Origin of the sequence: Pseudactinotalea sp. HY160, from assembly GCF_009372055.1 — a bacterium.
Classification (GTDB): domain Bacteria; phylum Actinomycetota; class Actinomycetes; order Actinomycetales; family Beutenbergiaceae; genus HY158.
On the sequence record NZ_WHMT01000007.1, the window covers coordinates 135,937 to 158,611 of the forward strand.

The 22,675-nt window shown below is 67.7% G+C and carries 25 protein-coding genes and 2 tRNA genes; 23 read left to right on the forward strand and 4 right to left on the reverse strand.

Translation table 11 applies throughout. The features are described from left to right. Positions 1 to 84: 84 nt before the first annotated feature. The 19 genes from nrdF (at position 85) to GCG21_RS08955 (ending at position 16,767) form a co-directional block, all read left to right on the forward strand. Complete coding sequence (nrdF, locus tag GCG21_RS08865; RefSeq protein ID WP_152819173.1) at positions 85 to 1,071, forward strand: class 1b ribonucleoside-diphosphate reductase subunit beta; 987 nt, start codon at positions 85 to 87, stop codon at positions 1,069 to 1,071. 204 nt (positions 1,072 to 1,275) lie between these two features. Then, a complete protein-coding gene (locus GCG21_RS08870) occupies positions 1,276 to 2,226 on the forward strand; it encodes a hypothetical protein (RefSeq protein WP_152819175.1) in 951 nt (316 codons plus the stop codon). 41 nt (positions 2,227 to 2,267) lie between these two features. Beyond that, complete coding sequence (locus tag GCG21_RS08875; RefSeq protein ID WP_194165019.1) at positions 2,268 to 3,773, forward strand: hypothetical protein; 1,506 nt, start codon at positions 2,268 to 2,270, stop codon at positions 3,771 to 3,773. Positions 3,774 to 4,221: 448 nt separating this feature from the next. Then, positions 4,222 to 4,608 (forward strand): M23 family metallopeptidase, encoded by a 387-nt coding sequence (locus GCG21_RS16230; protein ID WP_194165020.1) that lies wholly within the window; start codon positions 4,222 to 4,224, stop codon positions 4,606 to 4,608. A 54-nt stretch (positions 4,609 to 4,662) separates the two neighbouring features. Then, complete coding sequence (locus GCG21_RS08885; RefSeq protein WP_152819181.1) at positions 4,663 to 5,166, forward strand: hypothetical protein; 504 nt, start codon at positions 4,663 to 4,665, stop codon at positions 5,164 to 5,166. A gap of 313 nt (positions 5,167 to 5,479) precedes the next feature. Beyond that, complete coding sequence (locus GCG21_RS08890; protein ID WP_152819183.1) at positions 5,480 to 5,872, forward strand: DUF3846 domain-containing protein; 393 nt, start codon at positions 5,480 to 5,482, stop codon at positions 5,870 to 5,872. Between the two features lie 158 nt (positions 5,873 to 6,030). Next, positions 6,031 to 6,753 (forward strand): hypothetical protein, encoded by a 723-nt coding sequence (locus GCG21_RS08895; RefSeq protein WP_152819185.1) that lies wholly within the window; start codon positions 6,031 to 6,033, stop codon positions 6,751 to 6,753. 191 nt (positions 6,754 to 6,944) lie between these two features. After that, positions 6,945 to 7,256, forward strand: a complete 312-nt coding sequence (locus GCG21_RS08900; RefSeq protein ID WP_152819187.1) for a hypothetical protein — start codon at positions 6,945 to 6,947, stop codon at positions 7,254 to 7,256. A 90-nt stretch (positions 7,257 to 7,346) separates the two neighbouring features. Next, positions 7,347 to 9,104: a hypothetical protein gene (locus tag GCG21_RS08905; RefSeq protein WP_152819189.1), complete on the forward strand. Its 1,758-nt coding sequence runs from the start codon at positions 7,347 to 7,349 to the stop codon at positions 9,102 to 9,104. Positions 9,105 to 9,120: 16 nt separating this feature from the next. Further along, positions 9,121 to 9,372 (forward strand): hypothetical protein, encoded by a 252-nt coding sequence (locus GCG21_RS08910; protein ID WP_152819191.1) that lies wholly within the window; start codon positions 9,121 to 9,123, stop codon positions 9,370 to 9,372. Positions 9,373 to 9,566: 194 nt separating this feature from the next. After that, positions 9,567 to 10,175, forward strand: a complete 609-nt coding sequence (locus GCG21_RS08915) for a hypothetical protein (protein WP_152819193.1) — start codon at positions 9,567 to 9,569, stop codon at positions 10,173 to 10,175. A gap of 74 nt (positions 10,176 to 10,249) precedes the next feature. Continuing rightward, a complete protein-coding gene (locus tag GCG21_RS16235; protein WP_194165021.1) occupies positions 10,250 to 11,494 on the forward strand; it encodes a tyrosine-type recombinase/integrase in 1,245 nt (414 codons plus the stop codon). A gap of 1,096 nt (positions 11,495 to 12,590) precedes the next feature. Beyond that, the gene (locus tag GCG21_RS08930) at positions 12,591 to 13,316 is read left to right on the forward strand and encodes a ParA family protein (protein ID WP_152819198.1); all 726 of its coding nucleotides are present in this window, start codon (positions 12,591 to 12,593) and stop codon (positions 13,314 to 13,316) included. Positions 13,317 to 13,501: 185 nt separating this feature from the next. Continuing rightward, positions 13,502 to 13,675 (forward strand): hypothetical protein, encoded by a 174-nt coding sequence (locus GCG21_RS16240; protein WP_194165022.1) that lies wholly within the window; start codon positions 13,502 to 13,504, stop codon positions 13,673 to 13,675. Positions 13,676 to 13,786: 111 nt separating this feature from the next. Next, positions 13,787 to 14,236 carry a ParB/RepB/Spo0J family partition protein gene (locus tag GCG21_RS08935; RefSeq protein ID WP_152819200.1) on the forward strand — a complete coding sequence of 150 codons (450 nt, stop codon included), beginning with the start codon at positions 13,787 to 13,789 and terminating at the stop codon, positions 14,234 to 14,236. 355 nt (positions 14,237 to 14,591) lie between these two features. Next, positions 14,592 to 14,655: transfer RNA gene (locus tag GCG21_RS08940), tRNA-Pro, on the forward strand. Positions 14,656 to 14,788: 133 nt separating this feature from the next. Beyond that, positions 14,789 to 14,875: transfer RNA gene (locus GCG21_RS08945), tRNA-Leu, on the forward strand. 37 nt (positions 14,876 to 14,912) lie between these two features. Then, positions 14,913 to 16,163 carry an RtcB family protein gene (locus tag GCG21_RS08950; RefSeq protein WP_152819202.1) on the forward strand — a complete coding sequence of 417 codons (1,251 nt, stop codon included), beginning with the start codon at positions 14,913 to 14,915 and terminating at the stop codon, positions 16,161 to 16,163. A gap of 103 nt (positions 16,164 to 16,266) precedes the next feature. After that, positions 16,267 to 16,767 carry a hypothetical protein gene (locus GCG21_RS08955; protein ID WP_152819204.1) on the forward strand — a complete coding sequence of 167 codons (501 nt, stop codon included), beginning with the start codon at positions 16,267 to 16,269 and terminating at the stop codon, positions 16,765 to 16,767. Positions 16,768 to 16,949: 182 nt separating this feature from the next. Here the strand turns inward: GCG21_RS08955 and GCG21_RS08960 are convergent, their stop codons facing one another. The 3 genes from GCG21_RS08960 to GCG21_RS08970 all read right to left on the reverse strand — a co-directional run bounded on the left by GCG21_RS08960 (position 16,950) and on the right by GCG21_RS08970 (position 18,403). Then, positions 16,950 to 17,327: a hypothetical protein gene (locus GCG21_RS08960; protein ID WP_152819206.1), complete on the reverse strand. Its 378-nt coding sequence runs from the start codon at positions 17,325 to 17,327 to the stop codon at positions 16,950 to 16,952. An 82-nt stretch (positions 17,328 to 17,409) separates the two neighbouring features. Beyond that, complete coding sequence (locus GCG21_RS08965) at positions 17,410 to 18,051, reverse strand: HIRAN domain-containing protein (RefSeq protein WP_152819208.1); 642 nt, start codon at positions 18,049 to 18,051, stop codon at positions 17,410 to 17,412. A gap of 85 nt (positions 18,052 to 18,136) precedes the next feature. Further along, on the reverse strand, positions 18,137 to 18,403 hold the full coding sequence (locus tag GCG21_RS08970) for a hypothetical protein (RefSeq protein ID WP_152819210.1): 267 nt from the start codon (positions 18,401 to 18,403) through the stop codon (positions 18,137 to 18,139). A gap of 48 nt (positions 18,404 to 18,451) precedes the next feature. Between GCG21_RS08970 and GCG21_RS08975 the strand changes: the two genes are divergently transcribed. Next, a complete protein-coding gene (locus GCG21_RS08975; protein WP_152819212.1) occupies positions 18,452 to 19,165 on the forward strand; it encodes a hypothetical protein in 714 nt (237 codons plus the stop codon). Between the two features lie 159 nt (positions 19,166 to 19,324). On the opposite strand, the gene GCG21_RS08980 is transcribed toward GCG21_RS08975, so the two are convergent. Further along, positions 19,325 to 20,989, reverse strand: a complete 1,665-nt coding sequence (locus GCG21_RS08980) for a hypothetical protein (protein WP_152819214.1) — start codon at positions 20,987 to 20,989, stop codon at positions 19,325 to 19,327. 208 nt (positions 20,990 to 21,197) lie between these two features. Here GCG21_RS08980 and GCG21_RS08985 point away from each other — a divergent pair, with 208 nt between their 5' ends. From GCG21_RS08985 to GCG21_RS08995, 3 genes are read left to right on the forward strand one after another with little or no spacing between them, the layout of a single operon-like run. Beyond that, positions 21,198 to 21,581 carry a hypothetical protein gene (locus tag GCG21_RS08985; RefSeq protein WP_152819215.1) on the forward strand — a complete coding sequence of 128 codons (384 nt, stop codon included), beginning with the start codon at positions 21,198 to 21,200 and terminating at the stop codon, positions 21,579 to 21,581. 2 nt (positions 21,582 to 21,583) lie between these two features. After that, a complete protein-coding gene (locus GCG21_RS08990; protein ID WP_152819217.1) occupies positions 21,584 to 22,030 on the forward strand; it encodes a hypothetical protein in 447 nt (148 codons plus the stop codon). A 7-nt stretch (positions 22,031 to 22,037) separates the two neighbouring features. Next, positions 22,038 to 22,667, forward strand: coding sequence for a hypothetical protein (locus GCG21_RS08995; protein ID WP_152819219.1), 630 nt, complete (start codon positions 22,038 to 22,040; stop codon positions 22,665 to 22,667). The last annotated feature ends 8 nt before the right edge of the window (positions 22,668 to 22,675 follow it).

Consider the following 22,675-nt stretch of genomic DNA (forward strand, 5'->3'; position numbering starts at 1 on the left):
GGGGCCGGGGCGGTTCGCCGTGTGCATGGCTGCCCCGGCCCCCACATCACATTCTCCCTCGCAGTGAAAGGAGCCAGAGCCATCATGGCTGAAGGCAACACGACCACACCCGACCTGCTCGCGCCCATCGAGGCGATCAACTGGAACCGGATCGTCGACGAGAAGGACGTGGAGGTGTGGAACCGGCTCACCTCGAACTTCTGGTTGCCGGAGAAGGTGCCGTTGAGCAACGACATCTCCTCGTGGGCGACGCTGACGCGGGCCGAGAAGGACATGACGGCGAAGGTGCTCACGGGCCTGACCCTCCTGGACAGCATCCAGGGGATCGTGGGGGCCGTCTCCCTGATTCCCGACGCCATCACCCGTCACGAAGCGGCCGTTTACGCAAACATTACGTTCATGGAAGAAGTCCATTCCAAGTCGTATTCGTCCATCTTTTCGACACTCATGTCGACAGCCGAGATCGACGAGGTGTTCCGCTGGTCGCGCGAGAACCCGCAATTGCAGGCCAAGGCGCGAACAATCATGGACCACTATGACGGCAATGACCCGCTCAAACGCAAGATCGCATCGGTCATGCTCGAATCATTCCTGTTCTATTCGGGCTTCTACGCCCCCATGCACTGGTCGAGCCGAGCGAAACTGACCAACACCGCCGACCTCATCCGCCTCATCATCCGCGACGAGGCAGTGCACGGCTACTACATCGGCTACAAGTACCAGAAGGGCCTAGAACAAGTCGACGATCAGCGCCGCGAGGAGCTGCGGGCGTACACCTACGACTTCCTCGACCACCTCATGGACGTGGAAGAGAAGTACACCCGGGACCTGTACGACCCACTCGGGCTGACCGAAGACGTCCTCGCGTTCGTCCGATACAACGGCAACAAGGCGCTCATGAACCTCGGCTACGACCCGCTGTTCCCGCCCGAGACCACGAACGTGAACCCGGCGATCCTGGCGGCACTAAGCCCGAACGCAGACGAGAACCACGACTTCTTCTCCGGGTCCGGCTCCTCCTACGTCATGGGCAAGGCGGAGGACACCTCCGACGACGACTGGGACTTCTAGCAGCCCGGACTGATCAGCCCGGACTGGGCCAACTGGGACTGGGCCAGGTGGGGCGGGGCATCACGGGAGCGATCCTGGGGCGTCCCGCCCTTCGCATGACCAGGCCCATCCCATCTGACCGACCAGGCTCCGGCCAGTCGGCATCGAGTGCCGTGATGCTGGGGGCCGTGGCGTCGAGTGCTCGTGGACGCACACCGGGAGGGCATGGACACCGCCACAGCCACCACCCAGATCGTCCAGTTCGCGCGTGTGCACGCCCGCCCGCCATCGAAGTCGCTGGCCATCGCCGATGCCCGGGAACGTGAGCTCGCTCAGGCACTGGCCCAGTTGCGCATCCGCCGCCCCGACCCGGTGCTGGCCCGTCGCCTCGATGAGGTGATGCCCGGTTGGTCCGACCCGCAGTCCGCCGGCTGGTTCGAGCGTGCCGAGCAGGTGGGGTTGACGTGGCTGGCGACGGGCCGCTGGCCCTCCCAGGCGTCCTACGACCGCGGCGAATGCCTCCTGGCGTGCTGGCACACCCAGCAGCGGGGCATCCACCACCAGCGCCCCTGGGCGGAACGGTTCCGGCCCCATACGGCCCGCAAGACCACGTTCCTGGACGCCTCCGCACCGGGCTGGTCCGCGATGGTCGACCATGAGGCGACATTTCGCCGGTCCGTGGCCGAAGTGGCCGACTGGACGGGCCGGAACAAGCAGCTGCCCGATGGATCCTCACCAGACGTGACCGAACGGAAGCTGGCCCGCCGCCTATCCCGCTGGAAGTCGGCCGAGAAGGGCCGCAACAGCCGCCACGCGAACCGGTTCACCCCCGAACGCGGGGCCTACCTGGACCGGCTCATCCCCGGCTGGCGGGGAACGAGCCCGACGACCTCGACGAACCGCGGATCGTTCCTGCAGCAGGCCAAGTGGCTGGCCACCGCCGAAGACGCGGCCCGATTCATCCGCCTCAACGGGGGCTTGTTCCCGAACCGGCGCAGCTTCGACCGGGCACAGCGCCGCCTGGGCTGGTGGTGCTACGAGCAACGCCAGGCACTCGATCACGCCACCGACAGGATGACCCCGCACCGGGAGCAGTGGCTGGACGCGCACTTGGCCGGTTGGCGCGACTACATGCGCCGCGGTGCCCCGGGCCGACCCCAGACCACCCACCTGTGACCAGCAGACCCGGGAACAGCCCAGTGGTGAACAGACCAGTGGTGAGCGGGAACCCAGTGATGATCGGGCCCGCACACATGGAGTCCGTGCCCATCCTCGCCACCGCCACCCCGAACCCAGACCTTCCCAGCTTCGACCGACCCAGCTACGGCCTGCCCGGACTCGACTTGCCCAGTTTCGACCGGCCCGGACTCGACCTACCCAGTTTCGAGCTGCCGGCGGCGGGCTCACCCACTGGTGGTGCAGCGGGGGATCGATTGGCCCCTGCCGCACACCGGTCGGGCATGCATGCCTCCGACACTCTGCCCGCTCCCATCCAGGGGCGCGTCCAATACCCCGAGCTCGATGAGTTCATCAACGAGATCGCCTCCCTCGTCACCGATGGGCTCATGCGCGAGTCGCAGGCCCGCGACAAGGTGCTGGAGGCGGTGTGGAACACGGACCTGGTCGAGCAGACCGCTTCGCGGCTGTTGGGTTCATCCAGTTGGCACCTGCGTGACGATGTCGTCTTCGAGGCGCAGTCGTGGGCCGTCCGGGCGATCACGGGCAGGGTGGTGGGGGAGTACATGCAGCCGGGGGAGTCCGCCACGCTCCTGGACTTCGAGCGGGTCGCCGCCGGTGCCTCCGCGGTCGGGTACCTGCGTGAGGGCATCATCCGGGAGCGCAGCAAGTTCTTGCGCACTATCGAGCGCCGCTCCCACTTTGGGACGGGCACGGAGCTCATCGACACGACGATGCTGGGGGCGAGCCTGAATCAGCAGCGTGAACAGCTGGGGGTCGGGCACCGGTCGGCCCTGGCCCAGGTCGTCCGCCGGCAGGCGTTCGAGCAGGCCGAAGTGGACCGGGCAGCCCACGTGCGTGATGCCTACCTGGATGCGTCCCGGCGGGCCGAGAAGGCTGAACGGGTGCTCGCCCAGGCAGCGGCCCTGCAGGCGTACTACGAGGTCCCCCCGGCCGTGCGCCCACTGTCGGCGGCGAGACGGGCCGCGATGTACCGGGTCATCGTCCGGGACCCGCGCAGCGCCTACCACTCGATGAAGAACGCTCTGCGTGGTGCCAAGAACGGTCTGGCCGATATGTGGCGTGACTACGACGAAGAAGACCTGCGCCAGATCCTCCTCTCGCCTCGCTGCGTGGCCGCGGCCGAAGCACTCGCTCTCGTCGCTGTGGCACCCCTGCCGTGGCCGGGACGTGACGGGCTCCGGCGACTGCGTAGCCACCTGAGGAACCTCTACCGGGACCATGGGCTCCCCGGGCGCGACGGCGTGGTCCTGGCGAACGCCTTCGTGGCGGATGAGTGCGCGGCAGGTCCGGCCCGGCTCGCGGTCGTCTCCGGCGACGAGGACTGGGCGGACGTGGCGGGCCAGCACATCGGACCGGGCGGGTTCCTCGGCCCCGACCCGGCCAGTGTTCGGGAGCGGCTCATCGGTGCGATGGCCCACCACCCAATGACCCAGGACTCGATGACCCAGGATCCGATGGCTCAGCACCCGGTGGCCGGCACCGCGTTGACGTCGCGGGCGCGCGAGACCGCTCGGGCTGCATAGTCAGCCAGCCAGTCAGTCAGTCAACACTGGTTGCCGGGTGGGATTGACGGGGGACGGGCATGTGCGCGGGCTAGAACATGCCGTGCCCAGACATACGATCCTTCGAGTCCTTGCAGCCGTCGTGCTCGCCACCGGCAGCGGGGCGATGCTCACCGGCATGGCCGGTCCCCGAGCCGCTGCTGTGTCCCAGCCGTCGCTCACGGCTCAGAACTCATTGACGGCCTCTGCCGTGTCGTCCTCTTCGGAGCGTTCGCCCGCGTGGGCGGTCTTCGAGGATGAGCCAGTGGCCCCTGATGCACTGGAGACGATTCGCCTGCCGGTTGCGACGGGGCCGGTCGAGTTCGACTTCGGGGACGGGCCAACCGCGCAAGGCCCACCTCCTCCGGCGTGTATCGACTCGCCCATGGCGGCGGGGGCGTGGCGGCTGACTTCGATGCCGGGGACGCGCATGGACCCGATCGACGGCTCACGTTCCTTCCATGCGGGGCTGGATATGGCCGCGCCGCTGGGGACACCGGTGCAGGCGGTCGCCGACGGCAAGGTCGTCTACGTCGGTCCCGGGTTCGCTGGCCGGTCCAGCCAGGTCGTCATCGTCGAGCACGCGGTCGCGGGCCGGGTGTTCACGTCCTGGTACGTGCACATGTACGCCTCCGGGGTGTACGTCGGCCTCGGGGAGACGGTCATGGCGGGGCAGGTGATCGCCGGTGTCGGCAGCAACGGGCGCTCTACAGGGCCGCACCTGCACTTGGAGATTCACGACGGCGTCTCGGGTACGGACACCGGGGGTGTGGTCGGTGACCCGCTCGGCTATCTGGCCGGACTCGACTGTGGGTGAGGCCGGCGAAGGACTGCGTGGCATCAGGTGGCGCGGGCCGCACACCTGTAGGTCGTGAGCACCAACACTGACCTTCCCCGCACGCACCAGTCCCGTGTTGACCGTTCCCTGGCGGACCGTCCCCTGGCTGAGCGGGTCGAATGGGCGGCCGACGCCCAGTCCGGTGGTGTCCGTGGCGAGGTCGCCGCGCTCCTGCCGAACATCTCCGCCGACACGTTCGAGGCCGCCTGGTCCTCGATCACCTACCTGAATGTGCGGGAACTGGCGGCCTGGGATGGCGAGGATATCGACGCCGGCGACGACAAGGCGGCACTGGTCGCTGATGACTTGGCCCGGGAGGCGGCTAACGATGTCGGCCGTGAGGACGCCTGGGAGGACGAGTACCTGCTGCGGTTGCGGGAGTTCTACATCGACGAACTGCGGGCGTGGAAGGGCCTGCTGTGCAAGCAGCTCACCGAAGTGAACGACGGGGGCCAGGTCGCCCCGCATGAGCCCGTCTCGGCCGGTCTGCCGGTGGTCCGGTTCGCCCGGGTCTGGGTGCCGGCAATCGCCGCCTGATTGGGCACACAGCGCAGCCCGGGTGGGCGAAGACGACGGGGTTCGAGTCCCCCTGTGCGCGCGACGCGGTCAACGTCACCCCTCGGCTCTCAGGTGAGGCAGCGGGGAACGAAGGACGGTGCCGAGGCCAACGTGCCGCGGCTGGGGGTCCTCGCCTCCTGAATCCGTCCTGCCGCGCACACCAACCACTGCGGCCCGCTCACTCCCCACCACTTGGGGGCTCTGAACCCGGAGCCAGCGGTGGCACCGGTGCCCGCGGGCCGCACACCTGCCGGGTGAATCGCCCACCCACCCATGAAGGAGCCCTGCCGCCATGACCACCTCTGCACGCCAGCCCGCTGAAGCCACCCAGGTCGCCCTCCGGCTCGATGTCGACGGCTCCCTGACCGCGCTCACCCTGCCCGAGACCGGTAGTAGCCTGAAGGTCCTGCAGCGAGGCGTCGGCGGGACCGTGGACGTGGTCGGTGTACGCCGTGGCATGGACATGTGGCTGCACGACGAGGGCCTGTTCATCTACGAGGTCAACAAGTTCGCCACGACCATCGCCCACGAGCTCCTCGACGGGAACATCCACCAGTCGTTCCACGGGCCCGCGGTCTTCACCGGCGTCGACGGCGAGGGCGACACGGTCGGGCTGAGCGTGCCGGACGCGAAGTACCTGGCCTCGATCGTTGCCGATATGGTCTCCCGCCTGGCCCGCGGCTGAGCCCCGCACACCTGTAGGGCATGAACATCAGCCGCAAGCCCGCAGGCACCCCGACCGGTGGACAGTTCGCCGAAGACCCGAAGCAGCCCTCCGGCCTCGCCCTGACCGGCGACCCCGCCCGGAACGCAGATCCCACCCAGAGCACAGAGCCCGCCTCGGTGGACGAGTTCCTTGATTCGCTCAGCGACGACGACCGGCGACTGGCGGAGATCCTCTTTGGCTCCAGCCAGTTCAGTGGCTGGATCGGCGACGGCGAAGAGCCCCTCGAAGACCTGAAAGTCTTTGGAGGGGACTTGGAGGACGCCCAGTCCGTCGCCTCGGCACTGGCGGAGCACTATGACTACGACGCCGGGTTCGACCTCACCCATGAACCGGAAAGCGGATACACGGGATGGGAGGTCTCGGCCCCGTTCGCGAACACGGCCTGGTTGAACGAGTCCTACGACCTGAGCGACATCAGTGACCAGCCGGAGGATTCCACCGGGGTCGACGCCCTCCTCGGGTACGCCCGCCAGATCGACTCGGCCATGCAGCGGCTCCGGGCAGAACGAGACCGGATGCGGCCACCGTCGCTGGACCAGATGCGTTCCATGGTCCGGGTCGATGAACTCCGGGAGGGCGAGGGAAGCGTGCTGTTCCTCGAATCCCTCGACAACGCCAATGACGGCAGTAAGTACGGGCCGGCAGTTCAGCATGGACAAGTCTGCTCAGGCTCCTGGAGCTCTGCCGGGGCCCGGCTCGATGCGCCGCCCACTATGCACGACGATCACGTGAAGGTGGAGCTGACCAGTGGCGAACACCGGTTCGTTCCGCTGACCAGGTTTGCGGCCATGGTCGAGAACAGGACCGTGGCGGGCCCCTACATGAACCAGAGCACGTGACCTCAACCACTGCCCCACCTCAGCTACTGCGTGACATCAACCACAGGCCGCCGCACGCCAGGGTGGCAAGGACCCCGCTGACGGGTGAGAACAGGCCCCGCCGGACGGGGTCCACTCAAGCCCGCTCGCCCATTCGTCCCGGCAATGGTGACGGTGACCGCCCGAAGCATCGTCCCCGGGCTAGACCCACCATGAACAGCCACATCATCACCGTCGACATCGACGGGCACGTCGCCTCCTGGGACGGCCACGACTTCACTGGCGACCCCGAACTGGTCCGTGAAGCGCGGGCCGCGACCATTGAGGGCCGCACCGTCGACATCTTCGGGTTCTTCCCGGTCGAAGCCTCAGCCGGCGACCCCGTGCAGGCCCTGGCTGCCCTGGCCGCATGGAATCCGGGGCGCTTGTTCGTCACCCAGGCCCCCGCAGAGGTGGCCAGCTGGCTCGATGAGGCGTTCTCCAACCGGGCCTGCGTGCCGGGGGAGGCCAACCCAAGCTCATAGGCCAGCGCGCATGAATGTGCCAGCGGGTGAATAGACCAGCGAGCGAATGGGTGAATTGCCGGCGAGGTGAGCCCCGCACACATGGAGGGCATGACCCGCCGCCCCGCACCCGCCCGTCAGCCTGCCGGCCTCCCCATCGGTGGCCAGTTCGCGCAAGCACGCCGAGCACCCGCCGGTATCGCCCTGGCCGACCCGTGGGATGAGGCGGGCGTGGACCTGCTGGACCCGTGGGACGCCAGTGACACAGGATCTGGATTCGACAGTGACTCGGGCATGGAGGGCATGTCCACGGCGGCCCGTGAGCTCGCGGAGGCGGTCCGCACTGCCGACGACATCTCGATGGTGGTCAGCCCCACGCCGAGCGTGTTCGTCTCTTCCCCCGCGGAGGAGAAGGAGGCGGTGCGCGAGTTCGTCGAGGAGATCAACGCTGCGCGCCGAACGCTCATCGCAGAGCACGGCTCGGTCGAGGCAGCGACCCGGCACGTGGGGGAGAAGGTGGCTGCCCGGGCGGAGGAGCTCGCCGGCATCACGGCCCTCGAAGCCCGCGAGAAGTTCCAGGTCCGGCTCGATGAGGCCACCCGTGTCCGCGAGGAGGCCGAAGAGGCGCTCACCAAGGCCAGTGTAGTTCTCGATGAGGTCGGGACACCGTTTCGTGAAATGCTCGTCGACCTCGGCAGGGACCAGGCGGGCAGCGAGGAGTGGAAGGCTGTGCGGGCCGCGAGGGATGAGGCTGTGCGCCCACACAAGGCCACCTACGATGAGGCGCTTCAACGGTTCCGTGATGCGTCTTCGGTAAAGAACAGGCTGAAGGGCGGGTCCGACCCGCAGGCGCAGGAGGACCTGCGACGGCTGGCCGACGGATACCAGGCGGCCATCGGTGAGGTCCGCGGTGTGGGCGGGCAGATGGTGTGGAACGACCGGTCCGCGAAGAAGGCCCGGGAGGCATTCGACGAGGCCGCCGCCGTGTTCCCCTCGGACTGGATCGACGCCTCGAACGAGAAGAACCGGGAGGAGACCCGCCGGTACCGGGGGCATACGGTTAGTGAGGGGTCCGTGGCCCCGTTCGTGAAGCTCTCGGACCGGCGCGCCCACTACATCGACCAGAAGATGCAGAAGAAGACGACCCGCGGGATTGACCGGACCCTCTCCCGCGGATTCGGCGAGAAGGATATGGCTACGTGGGGTCGCTCCACTGACCCGTACCGGGAGTACGTACCCCTCACCCGCGAGGAGCGCGATGAGCGGGGCGGGGTCGAGGGGGCGATGTGGCGGACGCATTACACGGTGGCCCGGTATTGGGAGCACGGCTCATTCGATGAGGACACCCCACCTCGGGGCCGCGGCTGGGAGAAGTGGGTCTCCCCGGAAGACCCGTCCCGCACTGCGTGGCGCAGGCCGAAGACGGTGGTCAACACGACCGGGTACACGAACTCGCCGCAGATCACCACGAACTCCTCAGGAACAGCCGCGTCGGGCCGCACGTCCACATTCGCCACCTCGGCCCACGAGCTCTCCCACAGGTTCGAGCACGCAGTCAGCGGGATCGGCCACCTGGAGGGCGAGTTCGTCAAGCGCCGGACCACCGATCCGGCCACCGGTGAGCGGGAACCGTTGAAGCGGCTCTACTCCCGGTCACGTGAGTACGCCCGCCCGGACAACTTCATCACCTCCTACATGGGCAAGGAGTACGGCGGCGGCACCTACCACGAGGTGTTGTCCATGGGAACGGAGGCGATCTACGGCGGCACATCGGGCGGACTCATCGGAATGAACGGCAAGAAGCCGGACGAGGACATGCGCACCTTCATCCTCGGCGTGCACGCCAGCGCCGGGCGCAAGAGGCGGTAGTCCGCACACCGGGGGAGTGAACGCCCATCCCGCCGAGTGCCTACAGGAGGCCGCCGTGACCGACTTCGCCGTCGAAGAGAGTGACCTGACCCGCGGGTACAAGAAGATCCACAGGGGCGGGTGCGCCAACCTGCGAGACCCGGAGCCGTTCACGAGTGCACCGAACCTGACCGCCGTGTTCGAGGCGACCAGTGGCCTGGCCGTGGCCGACGAGTTCGGAGACCTGCCGAACTGGCTCGCCCCGTGCGCACGCCGCCTCATCCACTGAACCGGCCAGCCTACTGACCCACTGAGCCTGCTGGCCTAGTGGGTTTGCTGACACATCGGGTCTCACATTCTGATACGCTGTGGGTGCTCCTTGAGCGAGGTTCACGGTCCTTGCTCCAACCAGAGCCTCGGCCACCCTCGGTTCCCCTGCCCCGGGTGGCCGAGGCATCTTCCCGTCCCGCACACATCACGGGCATGAGCACACGCCAGCCCGCCCGACAGCCCGCCGGCCGCCCCACCGGGGGCCAGTTCGCGCAGGAGACCCGCCCCGGGGCCGCCATATCACTAGGGGCCGCCAAATCACTGGGGGCGAGCGAGCACGAGGTGCACGAACACGTCACGGCCCAGGCACAGCGCTCCGGCTGGGTGCTCGCCGGAGAACAGATCACCCGCCTGCAGGCCGATGGGCACATCTCGTCCCAGGCGGCCATGTCCACCACGAGCGCCCACATGACGATCCTCGGTGAGGACGTCGTGGCACCCGCCGTCGACGACATCGAAGACACCCTGGCCGAATGGATGAAGGCCGACGACCGGCCCCACGGCGAACACGGCAGGCTCGATGCGGCCCGCCTCACCCGGGCATGCGACGAGGCCGGCATCCCGCGGGACGTGATCGGCTACCTGGAGACCGTCCAAGACCGCGAGAGGGTGCCCACCCAGTTCCTGTCGAACCTGACCGCCAGTGAGCTCGCCGAACTCCATGAACAGTTCGTGGGACCGGCCGGTGAACAGATCGCCGCCGAACTGAACCACCGGAGCTCGCGCACCTGGCAGGAAGCCGCAGCCGCGACAGCCGCCTGACCTACCCGCGCGAATCCCGCTGAAGCCCGCGGGCCCCGTTGGACTATCGGCGGCCCGTCGTAGTGTGCACGGGTGTGAGCGAAGCACTCGAACCCACCCGAACGACCCACCCGGGCCCCGGCACCCCCGAATCGACTGGGACCGCATTGGCCGGGCCTGGGCTGGCCGGACCCGAGTTGGCTGTGTCCGGCCTGGCGGGGATGGGGGAGCAGGCCGTCTCGTACGCTCACGCCTCACTGGCGGCATCGACCCGGGCCGCCTACACCCGCGACTGGGCCGACTTCCTCACCTGGTGTCGTGCCCATGACCGTCACCCGCTGCCCGCGGACCCGGGCACCGTCTGCGACTACCTGGCCGCCTGCGCCGATCTGCGAATCGAAGGCATCCCCGTCTACGCGCCCGCGACCCTCACTCGCCGACTGGCCGCCATCGCGTCACGACACGGCGACGCGGGCCACCCCTCACCGACCGACCACCCCTCCGTGAAGGTTGTGGCCGCCGGGATCCGCCGCACCCTGTCGAGGGAACGTCCACGCCGGGCCATGACGGCGCTACTGCTCGAAGACCTCGCCCGCATCAGCGACCACCTGCCCTCCACCTGGCCGAGGTGCGTGACCGCCCGCCGCGACTGGGCACTGCTCATGCTCGGATGGTCCGGGGCATTCCGCCGATCCGAGCTGTCGAACCTGACCTGGGACGACCTGCGTGCCTCCGGCGACGGCCTGACCGCCCACGTCCGCGGATCCAAGACCGACCAGGAGAACCGCGGCCACCTGAAGGCGATCCCGAAGGCGCACACCGGCCCGGCCCTGTGCCCGTTGTGCGCGCTGGCGACATGGGCCAACGCAATCCGGGCCAGCCGAATCGGGACTGTTGACCGATCCGAGCTCATGGCCGCAACCCTGCGCCCATCAACCCTGAGTCCATCGACTCTGAGTCCGTCGACTCTGAGTCCGTCGACTCTGCGTCCATCAACTCGGCGGCATGCCTGCTCGGGGGATTGGCTCACCGCTGCCCGCGACCTCGGCTCCCTGCCGGTGATCTTGCGGGTGGACCGGCACGGCAACATCACCGGCAATCCTCTGAGCGGGCACGGTATCGCCGCCGTCGTCGCCACTCGGGCAACAGCTGCGGGCCTTGAAGGCACGTGGGGAGGTCATTCGCTGCGGGCTGGGTTCATCACCCAGGCGCTGCGCCGCGGGGCCACGTTCGCGGAGGTCATGGCCCAGTCCGGGCACCGTAACCCGGCCACCGTCGAGGGGTATAACCGGCAGAACAATCCGTTCGCGGCCAACGCGGTCATGCGGCTCGGCCTATGAACACCGGTCCTCCAATGAGCACTGGCGGTCCCGTGAGCACTGCCTCACCCGCGGGATCTGGGGTCGGCCTGTTCGTTGATTGGCTGGCGGCCACCGGCAACCGCACCACCCCGATCACGGGAGTGCTCGTGGCCCGGTTCCTGGCCGATGTACCGCTCGGGCCCCGCCGGCTACGGCAACTGCGCGATCACCTCGCTCTCCCGGTCACTGGCGGCCGCCCGGAGCGCACCCAGGAGTCGTGGGATGAGGCGATCCGGGCATGCCCGAGCCATGCGCCCACCGCCAGTTCGACCCTCGGGGGCCTGTGGGGACGGAGGGACGCCTTCGTGCTCGCGCTGGGGGCGGCCGGGATGACTCGGCGGGAGATATGCGAGCTCGGGCCCCGTGACGTGATGCTCCCCGGGTCCCGGGCAGTGGGTGACCCTGGAGATGAGGCCGGTCCCGGCGAGGTTGATGGCCCTGGGGAACTTGATGACCCCGGGGAGGCGGCCATCCGCGGGCATGTGATGGGCTGGCGAGAAGACCGGCGAACGTGCCGTGCCTGCATCGTCACTCGCTGGGCCCAGATGTGCCGGCTTCTGCCCCCGAATGGTGGACGCCGGACCGCGATGACGTACTTGGCGACGATGCCGGTTCCAGATCGCGGTCACGACTGCGTGGGGGCAGCCGCCGTGAGCGATTCGTGGCGGCAGGTGTACGCCCTCATCCCCGCCATCGACCAGCACGGATGGGCCAGCCATCACACCATCACACCCCGGACCGTGACCGCGATCTGGAACCGGCACCGGGATCCGGCGGGCGTGAAGGACGAGCCGGCGTGGACGCGGGCCCGCCCAGTGGACAGGGCCGAAGTGGTTGCCGAGATCGACGCGCTCTTGGACCGGCTGGAAGCGGGGCTCGAAGCAGCGGGCGAGCTCATGGACGACAGCCAGATGTGGCGGAACCCGCCGCGTGCCGCACACCTGGTCTGCGAGGCCCCGTCGGGAGCCGGTCAGGCAAGTCCGCCATCGAGCGGTGAGCCGCATGAGGACCGTAACCCTCCTCTGCCGGTACCGGCGAGGCCGTGCGGCCCCATCGGAGGGGGCGGGGATGAGCCATGGCCCTCCTCGACTGGTGGTTCGATCCCACCGCCGCACACCATTCTCGCCGACGGCGAGTTCTGTCGGTATTCCCCGAAACCGGTATTGCGGTAAAGCCCGGTTTAGGCGTGCCGGTAAATCCAGTGATACCGTTCTCGGGTGTGCGAATCGTCGTGACGAACACCAAGGGCGGGGTCGGGAAGACCACCACCGTCATCTACCTGGCGACGGCTCTCGCCGCCCGCGGGACTGTCCACGTCTACGACGCCGACCCGCAAGGATCCGCCACCGAATGGGCGCTGCGCGCCGACGAGGCCGGTGAGTCGCTCCCGTTCCCGGTCGAGCCGGTCAACCTCGCCCAGTTGCGCCGCACCCGTGACGTCGCCGACTTCGTGTTCATCGACACCGCCCCCGGCGACCCGCGCCTGATCGACGCCGCCCTCGCCGCCGCGGACGTGGCTATCGTGCCCACCGCGCCGTCCAGCATCGACATGGCCCGGATGTGGGAGACCGTGCAGGTGGCAGGGGCGCATATACCCGCCTACGTCCTCCTCACGCAGGCCGACACCCGCACCCGCGCCATCACGGCCGCACTGGAGGTGCTGCAGGGGGAGGGCACCGGCCACTTCGAGACCGTCATCGCCATGCGGGAAGGGGTGCGCCAGTCGTTCGGGCGCAGGCCCGGCCCCGACCTGTATCGGTATGAGCAGGCGGCAGCAGAACTCCTGGAGGCACACCCGTGAAGAAGCCCGACCCGGCCCTGGCCATGGCACCGCGCCGACCCAGAAGCACCCGCACGTCAGCCATCACAGACAGTTCGGCCAGCATCGGCGGTTCAGTAAACACGGGCAGTTCCGGCCGGTCAGCAGAATCAGTGCAGGCCGAGGCGAACCCCGGTGCTGAGGCGATCCCGGGTCGAGCAGGGAGCATGACGGAGGCGTTCACCCGGGAGGCTACCGGTGGGCCGCTCGTCCACTTGACCGTCCAGATACCCGAGCAGATGCGCCGGCGGTTGAAGGCGGCGGCAGCCAATGACGGGACCTCGGTGCGTGCCATCGTCGAAGCTGCCATTGGACGTGATCTGGAGAACCGGTTGCGGTAGTCCGGGAAACCCCGGAACGCGGCTCCCCGGAGGGGCGCGCCAACTAGGGGTACGAGATGGTCCGGCGGTTGTCGCGGGGGTGAGTCGGGCACCTCCGCACACACCGTCAGTGTGACTCCGACATCGAAGCCAACTGACCACCAGACTCCGCAACTCGGCAATGCCCTCGGCGAGCAGCCGCTGTCGTGCCGGCAATGCTTGACGCGAGCCCATCTGTCGGTCCGCCAAGTGGGTGAGCTGAGATCCCGCGACTACGACCTGCGTCCGGTCAAGGACCTCGCCTTCGATGAGATCGGCTCCCAGAAGGCTGCGGAGCCGCGTAGCTGGTTCCCTCGGGTGATCGCCTCGATTGCGTCTGAAGGCATCATCCAGCCGATCCTGGTCACCACCAACGGGGAGCACCTGGAACTGATCGACGGCAACCACCGCGCCTGGGCCGCCTACCAGCAACAGATGCCGGCCCCGACGTTCATCTTCACCCCGGCGTGCGGGCACTGCACCGAGGCAATGTTCACGGAGTCCGCCATGGCCCAGACGCTGGCACTGGGCTGGAAGTACTAGGTGTCCAGGCAGGCGAACCGCAACGGGAGCAAGCTCCACGCCGCCCTGTCGTCGTGAGCCTGAGGTGCCCGTGAGCACAGGATCCTCAGTTCGCATAAGTGCAATTCTCGTCGCCCAGACGGCACGGGGTGGAAGCGAGACGGGGTGGAGTTGAGGCAGGTTCACGAACTCGACAGCCCCCGCGTGGCGTCGATGGGCTCGCCCCGCACACCTGTGGGGTATCGAAGCCGCCGGGGTCGAATTGCCTCGCGGTAATCGGGCTGTGGCCGAGAGCCTGCCCCGAGCAGGACGAATGGCAACATGGTGCGGCTCAACCCCGGCGGCTTCGATACCACGACGACCACGACCACGACCACGGAATGTAGCTCAGCGCCCGGTTTGGGACCGGGAGGCCGCAGGTTCGAGACCTGCCATTCCGACGCTGGACCAGCACCAGCAACACGGCAACACAGGCAACACGGCAGCAACCGAAACACTGGCTCCGGCCGATGAACGACCGGCGGAACTTGCATGGCTGGCTCGTGACTGGCTGGAACTTGGATGGCCGGGTAGGGCTCTCTGGCGGAACAGGCAGACGCGCTGGCTTCAAACTCCAGCACCCGCAAGGGTGTCCGGGTTCGATTCCCGGGAGGGCCACCATCATCAGCAGGACCAACCACCCGGAAGGGGATTCAAGATGAGCAGGCAGCAGTACCCGGTGACCCTGAGCGGGGCGAAGGCCGACACGCTCATGTGGGCACGCGAGGACGACATCGAGGCCCAGGCGCTCCAGCAGTTGCGCAACATCTCCGAGCTTCCCTGGGTCGCGGGGCTGCGCGTCATGCCCGACGTCCACTACGGCAAGGGGGCAACGGTCGGCTCCGTGATCGCCATGCGCGATGCGGTCTCCCCGAACGCCGTCGGGGTCGATATCGGGTGCGGGATGAACGCCGTGCGCACGTCCCTGACCGCCAGCGACCTGCCCGATGATCTCGCCCCGCTCCGGTCGAAGATCGAGGCGGCTGTCCCGGTCGGATTCCACTCCCACGACGAACCGGTCGACCTGCGGTCCCTGCGTCCCGTTGATGGGTCCGCCGGCAAGGCGCGCCTGCGCGGCAACGACGAGTTCTGGGGGCGGTTCGACGGCCTGCACGACGGGGTCCAGGACCGCCAGGCGCGGGCCCGCAAGCAGATGGGCACCCTCGGCGGAGGGAACCACTTCATCGAGGTGTGCCTGGACGAGTCCGACCGGGTGTGGTTGCAGCTGCACTCCGGCTCGCGCAACATCGGCAAGGAGCTCGCCGAGCGGCACGTGGCCATTGCCAAGGCCCTGACCCACAACCAGGGGCTCGCCGATGCGGACCTGGCCGTCTTCATCGGTGGCACTGCACAGATGACCGCGTACCTGAGCGACCTGCGATGGGCCCAGGAGTATGCGGCCCGCTCCCGTGCGGTGATGATGGCGCTGGTGACCGGTGTCGTCCGGGACCACTTCGACTCTCGCCAGCACGGCGGGGCCACTGGCACCGGAGTCACCTTCACCGAGGGCGTGAACGTGCACCACAACTACGTCGCCGTCGAACAGCTGGACGGTGAAGAGCTCATCGTCACCCGGAAGGGAGCGATCCGGGCCGGGAGCGGTGAGATGGGGCTCATCCCCGGTTCGATGGGCACCGGCTCGTACGTGGTGCGCGGCCTCGGCAACCCGGCCTCGTTCTATTCGGCATCCCACGGTGCCGGTCGTCGCATGTCCCGCGGGGCAGCAAAGCGGACCTTCAGCACCGCCGACCTGGCCGAGCAGACCGCGGGCGTGGAATGCCGCAAGGACGCCGGCGTGCTCGACGAGATCCCGGGCGCGTACAAGAACCTCGATGACGTCATTGCGGCCCAGCACGACCTGGTCGAAGTTGTGGCACGCCTGCGAACCATCGTCTGCGTGAAGGGCTGAACTGGCACGGTAAACCGGGCGGGAGTAGCGGGCGGGGCGTCGAAGCGTGCAGGCCACACACCTGGGGGTCGAGACCTTCTCGACCGACCACCAGGAGCACCCCATGAACGTCACCGCCACGAGCCCGAGCCAGACCGCAGATGCCCATGGCGGCTACCGGTTGACCAAGTTCAAGCAGATGGCCGGCGGGCGAGCCTTCGAGGGGGATATCAGCCGGGATGGCCGCAAGGTCGGCTCCCTGCGTCAGTCCGGCAATGGGGGAGTCACCCACTTCATGTTCGGGGACCCGGCCGAGCGGGCACGGTTCATGAGCGCCGCGGCCGAGAAGTACCCCGATGCCTTCGAGCCGGACGAGGACCTCGCCGGTCGGCTCGCCCAGGTGGCCGACCTGAACCGCAAGCGAAGCTGGCTCATACAACTCGACTCCGGTGAGGACTTCTTCGACCTGGACCCATGCGATGCCTACGTCCACACGATGTCGCCGGAGGTTCCGCGTGAAGCGGTCCTGTGGGAACTGAGCCGGTGGACCTACGATGGCCGTCACGCCCGCCTCTGGGACCGGGACCGGGGTGTCTTCGTGCCCATCGGCGAGGTCGACGACTGAGTCGGGTCGACGTCATGCCCGCGGGTTGTTCGCGGAACTGACCTGCGCCTCGGCGCTCGCCCCTCGGGGATGGTCCCCACGGGTCCGGCTGCAAAATCCCATGGGGGTGGGGCGGATCGGTTGCACATGCAGGTAGGGCCCGGCCCTTCATCGTGCCCACACGGGTGCGAGCGGCGCCAGCGTCAGTCCTGCTCGGGTACGTCGCCGAGTGCGGTGACCGTGATCGTCTTACCAGCCATCCCTTGGCTGCGGAACCGGAAGTCGGCTGAGTGGAGGACCTGCCTCAGGAAGTCCACCGGGTTCACGTCATGGATGAGGAGGTCGGTCGCCTCAATGTGGTCGGCGTCTAGGTTGGTGCCATGGGGCACCGCGATCAAGTGCAGTTCGTGCCAGCCGCTCTCGCCGCCGCCGAACTCCAGGCCGATGATGGTCCACTCATCTCGGTCGATGCCTGCCAGCGAGTACATGTCCACGTCTCCGGTGAGCTTTTCGTCGATCTGCGCTGTGCCCTGCCAATCGGGGTAGGTCACAGCCGCCGGACCCCATTCGTACCTCGTCATGTCATCTCCCTTGTTCGGCGTGGTGCCACCGACGTGGCGCCTCGCAAACACAAGTCTGCATCACAGACACGCGGACACGTGGTCACCTACCCGAGCGGAGCACCGCCAAGGTGTCGGGGCTGGTGACGAGGATGGTGATAGTCACCCCGTCCTCCCCGGCCAGGGCACCGCGCACCGAGATGGCCTCCAGCGTCTGGCCGGCGTCGATCATCTTTACCAGTCGGGCAGCGTTCTGCTTGTTCACGTACCCGGCCGGGCCGGTGCCCCTTGCTGCCCACACGGCGATGGCGTTGGGGTCGTGCTCGTTGTTGGGCTCGTGCACCAGGCGGACTGGCGCCCCAGGCGAGAAGTCCCCTGCGGTGGCGGCGGCGGCGTAGTGGGCGGCCCCACGCAGCTTGAAGACGGTGATCCCTGCGCGTCGTAGGGCCGGGGATGAAGGATTAATCCATTGACCACCGGGGGCCGTGAGGACCCACAGGTCCCGCACCGGTTGCAGGCGGAGGTTGATAGCCCCGTCCTGGTTGAACTGGATGACGTCGGCCTCCTGCTCGCGCGGGAGGTACTCGGATGTGTAGACGGTGCGGCGGCGCTCGGGTGGGGTGGGCCCCGTTCTTGGGCGTTGCTCAATGCGGGTGATCAGGCGCACCTGGGGCGCGGACGGTTCTTCCTCGGGATGTGAGGCGGACCGCTCTGCCTTGAACAGTCCCCGCAATGCCTTGAACATCCCCCGAGCCTAGCAACGGCTCTTGGCCAGAGTGGATACGTTCAGTCGTAATGTGCCCGCCGGTCGCGGGCGGCCGGTCCGCGGCCTAGTTCCGGCCAGCCACCCAGCGGGCGATGCTCTCCACCTCATAAGCGGGGTCTTGGGCGTCGGGGGTCACGCACACTTCGAGGTACCTGTCGTGGTCAATGCCCAGTGGCCCCAGCGGGGTCTCGCGCACGCGGCAGACCTGGTAGCCGGCATCGAGTAGCTCGGTGGTCTTGCGGTGGTCGACGTCGCCGAGATAGCCGTGGAGGCTCTGCCCGCGCCCATCGCGTGTGACTTTTGCCTGTATCGGTGCCAGTTCTGCGAACACACCCGGACCGTATGTCCGAAGAGCCCGCGCCCCGCACACATGGGTGACATGACCACCACACGAGCCACCCCCTCCCGCCAGCCCGCCGGCACCCCGGTCGGTGGCCAGTTCGCCGCACAGGCCAAGCCGGCAGCCGATGTCTGCCTCGATGGCAGCGACCGTCCCGAGTCCTCCCATGAGCAGGTCGCCGGCGCGGCGATAGAGCGGATCATGGCTCTGGAAGCGGCGAGCGCGCCCGGAGTGAAGGCGCAGACGTTCGCGGCCGCACGCGGGATGGCCGCCATTGCTCGCTCGCAGTGGCCCGAAGCCGCCACGATCAAGACCCGCGAATGCGACCAGATCGGGTGCACCCGTCAGCACGCCGAAGAGGTGCTGGATGCCGACGGCAACGAGCTCGGCCAGATGTACGAGCTCGAAGACTACGAGCAGGACCTCATCGACATGGAGTCCGGTCTTTCGCCGGTTCTCGGGCAGGACGTGTTCAGCGCCTCGTACAGCAGGCACGACGGGGAGCACGGCGCGATCGACATCGACGAGGCGTTGAAGCCGTCCCACCAGGAAGACACGCCTGCGGACCGGGCCGGGGAGACGATCAGCGGCTACCGTGCCCGGTTCGATGACCTCGACCTGGATGACCGCACTGTCGCCCGGGACATGCTCACCGACCTGCATCACTGGGCCCGCAGCAAGGGCGTGGACCTGGACGAGGTGATGGCCTCCGCCCGCGAGGTCGCCGACGAGGAGATACGAGGGCAGCAGTAGATGGAATCCACGCTGCCCATCGGTAGCCGGGCCATCCGCACCCTCGCCCACATCGACAACGAGCGTCCAGAATCCACGGTAATTCCCTCGTGGCGTGAGTTGACCGGATGCGAAGGCGGGTGTGGCTGCCCCCATCTCCAGGAGTTCAGCGAGCCAGAACTAATCGACGTAGTCTTGCCCGTCCCACGAGAAGACTCGTTCGGTGGTTGTCCCCCCGGCACATGAGGGGTCGCAATCATTGCCCATTAAGAGGACCTCGAAGACCTCGTCACCATCGACGTCAGCAACCTCCGCGTAATAAAAGCGTTGCTGGTAGTCGCCGTCCCACGGCAGGGTGTCAAAGTCCTCGAAACCGCCCTGTACGGGACGGAGGATCGAGACCCCGTTGTAACGCCCAGGATTCCAGTTGATGAAGATGCTGCCGGTCTTGTCTCGGGGCGGCTCGTTTACACTCATTTCGTACCAATTGTTGTCCGCTTCGAGCTGCCACACCTGGCGATTCCGCGAATCGAACACGGTGATGTAGCCGATCCCGGGCCCGAAATCCGACTCCTTCGCGAAACTTGTAACCAACGTGGCCCTTCCCCAGTCAGGGTGGTCGAACGTTACCCGCCCGGTCTCCTCGCCGGGGTAATCGATCCGCGCCGTACCCGATGCCTCGACCTGAACCTCGAAGGTGCTCGCCCCCGTGAACTCCTGGACCGCACCGATGACCATCGAGCTGAACAGCTGCGGTCCGGCCGTGATGATTGCCATCACAACCCGAATCGCTGGTGAGATCTCCAGCACTTCACCCGCGCAGGAGAAGAGGCTGCTCGCGAACTTGGCCACCGGGCCAACCTGGCTCTCCAGTGCCTGGGCGGTCTCTACGAGGTCGATGAAACAGGCTGCCGTGTCGAGAGCGTCCACGGAGATTCCGATCGTGTCGAGAACGCCTGTGAGGACGAGCAGGAGTGCGATCCCCGGATCCTGTCGGAATCGCAGAGTAAGAGAATCAGGGGCCTCGATGTGAACGTCGGTACCGATCCCCGGGGCGATGATTCCTTCCCCGCGCCCGGCAAACCCGAGGGCACGGGCGACGACCGTGGTCACAGTGGTCGAGGTGCTCAGCCGGGGCCGAGGCATGAACGTAGCGGGGACGGAGGAACTGAACACGTAGGGCACCGGAGAGTTGGACTCAACACCCACCTTGAGCGCTCCGTGGTCTTCTTCCAGGCAGAGCCACGCCTGCGCGGGCTGAATCACGCTAAAGGTCAGGCCGTCGAGTTCTGGTCCGTTGTCGGTGCACGCCGGCTCGGGGGATGTGATCCCTGCGAAGTTCATGAACGAATCGACTGCGGACGAGAGGATCTCTCCGAGGTCGATCTTGACGGGCCAGAACGAACTCAGATGCGTGGTCTCAGCGCTCACCGCACCGCCTGAGTAGCTCGCCTGGATGAGCTCGACGGTCCCGTCCGCACTCATGGCGAGCACACCGACGAATGCCCCATCCTCGCCGAGATCCCCGACGTCGAACTCAAGCGTCAACGGCGCACGAGGCTGCCCCAGCCCTTCGTCGATCTCGATCACGGCCCCCTGGGCCAATGGCGCATACAAGGAGAAGCCCTCGACCTCCGCCGGGATCTGTGAGTCAGTCTCGGCTACGGTGAGGTCGGCCCCATTCGGGAGTGCGCCTTCGGGAATATGGACCCGGACGTGCTCCTGCTCGACCACTCTCGGCGCCTGCCCGGCCGAATCGGTGCACGCCAGGAGCATGGTTGCCACCAACGTGACGACCATCATGAAGGACGCCGCTGTGCGCGGCCTTCGCGAACTCAACTTCATCGTTGCACTCCTGGCCCGGTTATGCCCGACGATACAGCCCTTTCCGCTGACTTCACGGTCAATTGGGATAGATGGCGGGGAGGGGCAACTTTGCCCCGTCAACCCGGGACGGCGCCGACCATCTGGTGCCCCGTCTTGACCCGCGGGACGTCGGACAGTCGATGGTCCACTGGGGCGAGAGTCGGGCCGGGCCACACACCTTGGGGGCATGAACATCCAGCCCGCGACCTATGAGCCCGCCGCCTCCCCGGCCAAGACCCACGAGTCCACCGCCTACGAGCCGGAGGACCTCGATGCCCTGATCTGCTTCGTCGACACCGATGCCCGAATCGACCGCACCAGGGACAGCTACGGCAACACGGTCCTGCGCAGTGGCCTGGATGCGTTCGTCATCGCCGCCGAGGAAGAGGACGGGCAGGTGGTCGGCTACACCTGGGCGCAGTGGTTCGACTACCGGACCGATGACGCGGACTGGCAGACCGACGGCGACCCCAGCTTGGCGCGTGCGCAGGAGGCGCTGACCGCCTGGTACCGGAGCGTCACAGCGGAGCTCGATGCCCGCGGGCGTGGCGACCAGGGCGGGGGCAACTGATCATGGCGTACTGCCGATGGTCCAGCGACGACTACCAGTGCGACCTGTACGTGTACGACAGCGACATAGGCGGGCAGGAGATCCTCTATATCCACGTCGCATCCAAGCGAGTCCAGTACCAGTCGCCGCTTCCGGAGCCAGTCAACCCGGACCAGGACCTCGAAGGCTGGCTGACCCGGCACCGCCGCGTTGGGCAGATGCTCGATGAGGCGACCAGCGTACCGATCGGCGGCCCCTACGACGGCCAGACGTTCGAGTTCGGGCCTGCCGGGAACGGGCACAGTGGGATCGGGCAGGGCGAGCTCGCTGCGGCCATCTCGCTGGTAGAAGAGCTCATCGCCGCCGGGTACCGGGCCCCCGGCCACCTACTGGATGCCCTGCGCGAGGAAGCCGAACAGGCGTCTTGCCGGTCGTCGGACGAGCGGGCTGGTGGTGCCGCGGCGGGCTAGACCCCATATGGCGAATGCGAGCAAGAACAAGGGCGACCGGGCCGAACGGGAAGCCGTCGAATACCTGCGCGACCAGGTACCAGGTCTCCTCGTCGAGAACGCGATGCGGATGCTCGGGGCCGGACGCTCCGACGATATCGGTGACCTGCGGGTCTTCCCCGACGTTGCCGTCCAAGTCCGCAACTACAAGCTCGACTCCATCGGTGCCGCCGTCCGCTCATCCGCCGTCGATGCCCGCACCCAGGCAGCCAACGGGCTCCTCCCGCACGGCCTCGGACTCGTCCCCTACCCGCGGGCCCGCGCCGGCACCGTCCGCTGGATCGCCACCTGGCTCACCCCGCCCGCCCCACTCGAATGCGAACCCGTCGAGTTCAAGACGATCACCAAGGCCCTCGCCTGGCTCCGTGACGACGACGGACCCCACGGCTACCTCACCCACCCGCGCACCCGCCGCGTCGCCGCACTGACCGGCCCCGGCACCGAAGTGTTCGTGGCCCCGGCCGAAGCATGGCTGGCCGCATACGCCCGCGCCAGGGCAGGAGCTGACTCAGTCGATGACCCTGGCGTCGATGGCCCTGCACTCGATGACCCTGCACTTGGGCGCGCTGACGTTGAAGGGCCACTGCTGGCTGCCTGACCCGAACC